This is a genomic window from Aeromicrobium sp. PFPM2_SD2 (genome assembly GCF_057364525.1).
Genome location: NZ_JBNFNZ010000466.1, coordinates 1 through 1,887, shown reverse-complemented (window position 1 = coordinate 1,887; position 1,887 = coordinate 1). Strand labels below are relative to the sequence as shown.

Here is a 1,887-nt window from a genome sequence, read left to right as displayed (position 1 = left end):
CGCCGCGCAGCGCGGACGCCGCGGCTACCACGGGCTCGACGACCGACGCGGGCTCGTCGTAGCGCGGCACCAGCACGTCCACGGTCGTGTACCGCGCGGGCGGCACGCGCCGACGGGTCGGCCGGTCGTGCAGCAGCGTCCACCAGAACCCGACGGCCTGGACGACGTTGAACACCTCGGCGACGACCAGCAGCCCGTACAGCCAGGGGTTGCCGACGCGGCCGGGCACGAGCAGCCAGGAGAAGTACCAGGCGCTGGCGGTCAGGGCGAGCGCTACGAGCAGCTGCACGCGGCGCCGGCTCGGCGGGTGGAGGACCGCGGCCGTGGTGGCGGCGGTCGGGGCTCCGGTGTCGGTCATCGCGCGACCTCCTCGTGGGTCAGCTGCCAGACGGTGACGTTGGCCACCTCGAACGTGTCGGTGCGGGTCCAGCCCTGCTGCTCGAGCTGGGCGAGGGTCTGGCCGACCTGGGCCGACGTGCCCTGCTCGTCCAGGAAGCTGGCGAAGACGAAGACCGAGTCGTCCTCGTCGAGCGAGCGGGGCAGCCCCAGGCCCGGGGTGCCGGGCTCCAGGCTGGCCGTGGACTCGGCCCGGATGCCGGCCGAGTAGTAGGCCAGCTCGTCCTCCAGGAAGGCCGGGGCGTAGAGCATCAGGTCGTCCGGCTCGGCGGTGCGCTCGACCCAGGCGACGGCGCCGCGGAAGTCGTAGGTGCGCGGGTTGGACTGGTTGACCTGCTGGTCGGCCAGCCCGGCCACGAGCGAGACCAGGACGACGGCGGGCAGCGCGACGCGGCTCACCGGCCCGCGGGCCCAGGTCGCGACCAGCCGCGACACGAGCAGCAGCAGGACGGGCACCGCAGTCGTGAAGTAGCGCAGCTCGAACAGCTGGCGGCGCTCGAAGCCGACGCCGAACAGCACGACGACGGGCACCACGGCGGCCAGGGCCAGCACCACGACGGCGATCGAGCGGCCGCGGCCCAGGGCGGCCAGGCACAGCAGCAGCACGACGGGCCACAGCGCGCTGGCCTGCACCATGAGGTCGTCGGCGTGGTAGCCCCACAGCGACCAGACGGTGTTGGCGAGCACGGCGTAGACGTCCGGGCTGTCGCCGACGACCTCCGAGGCGCCGACGCCGGTCTGGCCCGGCGTGGTGGACGAGGCCGACAGGACGCTGCGCGCCTGGGCGAGCAGGAACGGCACCAGCGGCGCGAACAGCGCCAGCGACGTCAGGCCCGCGAGGATCCAGCGCGGCGCGATCCGGCGCAGGTCGGCGCGGAGCAGGGCGCCCAGGAAGATCGCGTGCTGCACCAGGACGGGCAGGACCGCGAACCACTGCAGGTAGACCAGGGCCGTGCTCGCCAGGACGAAGACCGTCCAGTCGCGCCAGCGGCCGCGACCACCCTCGCGGGCGTCGCGCAGGATGCGCACCTGCATCCACAGCGCCACGGTCGTGGCCAGCATCCACAGCGAGTACATGCGCGCTTCCTGGGCGTACCAGACGGCCACGGGCGCGACAGCCATGACGAGCGCGGCGACGGTGCCGGTGCGGCGGTCCCACAGGTCGCGGCCCATCGCCCAGAACACGGCGATGAGCGCGACGCCGGCGAGCAGGCTGGGCAGGCGCACGACGAGCTCGGACGTGCTGCCGGTCAGGTGCACGACGCCCCACAGCACGAGGTTGAACCCGGGCGGGTGGACGTCGTTCTCGCGCAGGTCGACGAGCATCTCGCCCAGCGGCTGCTGGACCTGGCGGATGGAGATCGCCTCGTCCAGCCAGATCGATCGGGTGACCATGAGCCGCAGCGCGGTGCCGACGACCAGGGCCACGAGCAGCGGCCAGCCCGAGCGCAGCGCGCCGCGCAGGCCGCGGCGCGGCTCGCGGTGGCGGCT

2 protein-coding genes are annotated in these 1,887 nt (G+C 73.9%); both read right to left on the bottom strand.

The window, feature by feature from the left end; all coding sequences use genetic code 11:
- A partial coding sequence (locus AC2W7G_RS15150) for a hypothetical protein (RefSeq protein ID WP_485869169.1) occupies positions 1–358 on the bottom strand: 358 nt, incomplete at its 3' end.
- Positions 355–1,887 (bottom strand): glycosyltransferase family 39 protein (locus AC2W7G_RS15145; protein WP_485869168.1); only part of this gene is annotated, 1,533 nt, incomplete at its 5' end. The genes AC2W7G_RS15150 and AC2W7G_RS15145, both read right to left, overlap by 4 nt.